The sequence below is a fragment of the Vibrio sp. Vb1755 genome (genome assembly GCF_033338635.1).
Classification (GTDB): domain Bacteria; phylum Pseudomonadota; class Gammaproteobacteria; order Enterobacterales; family Vibrionaceae; genus Vibrio; species Vibrio alginolyticus.
In genome coordinates this window covers 1-1,091 of the sequence record NZ_JAWOTA010000317.1, presented here as the reverse complement: position 1 = coordinate 1,091, position 1,091 = coordinate 1, and the positions used below count along the sequence as shown (strand labels likewise).

At 49.3% G+C, this 1,091-nt stretch carries 1 protein-coding gene; it reads right to left on the bottom strand.

The window, feature by feature from the left end:
- On the bottom strand, window positions 1-1,091 hold a 1,091-nt coding region (locus R7E00_RS24840; RefSeq protein WP_318124884.1), incomplete at both ends, for a phosphoenolpyruvate carboxylase.

Here is a 1,091-nt window from a genome sequence, read left to right as displayed (position 1 = left end):
GAGCCCAGCCTGCCGACATGACGCCGGCATCTTTTGCTGAATCAGAGTAGCCGATCATGACCATTTGGTGGTTTTGAATAAAGCCACGGTAAAGGTCGATGCTCATTAGCTGCTTAATGACCGATTCCGCATTGTTCAAGTCGTCTAGAGTTTCGAACAAAGGACAAACATCCATACGGTAAGGGCAGCCCGCTTCTTGCAGTAATAGGTGCACAGCGAGTACGTCTGAGGCGGTACGAGCCATTGAGATGACGTAAGCACCGAACGCTTCGCGCGGTTGCAGAGCGATGATCTTACAGGTGTCTAAAACCTCTTTGACAGGCTCTGATGGTTCCCAATCGCGTGGCAGTAGCGGACGTTTAGACGCAAGTTCATTGGTGAGGAAAGCAATTTTATCTTGCTCGCTCCACTGTTCGTAATCACCAATGCCGAGGTATCGAGTCAGCTCAGAGAGTACATCTGCGTGGCGCGTACTTTCCTGGCGGATATCAAGACGAACTAGGTGAACGCCAAACGCTTTCACACGACGCAGCGTATCTAGCAACGAGCCGTCAGCGATGACGCCCATGCCGCACTCATGCAGTGATTGGTAACACGCGTACAGAGGATCCCAAAGCTGTTCAACTTTTTGTAGCGGTGCTTTGACTGCCAGTTTTTGACCGTGGATCTTCGCATCAAGAATATCTTTGGTTTCATTGAGCAGAGCACGTAGTTGTTTCAGGATTGCGCGGTATGGTTCGTGTTGATCTTCACCAGCAAGTTCACGAACTTGATCGTTAGAAACGGTCATCGAGAGTTCGCTGATCAATTCATTGATGTCATTGAGATAAAGATCGGCGGCTTTCCAACGAGACAGAAGCAATACTTCACGCGTTACGCTATGAGTAACGAACGGGTTGCCATCACGGTCACCCCCCATCCAAGAAGAGAAATGCACTGGACGAGCATCAATTGGTAAACCTTCACCTAGGTAAGACTTCAGACGATCATTCATTTCACGTAGGAAATCTGGCACAGCTTCCCACAGTGAGTTTTCTACTACGGCAAAGCCCCATTTCGCTTCATCCAATGGAGTAGGGCGTTGTTGACGA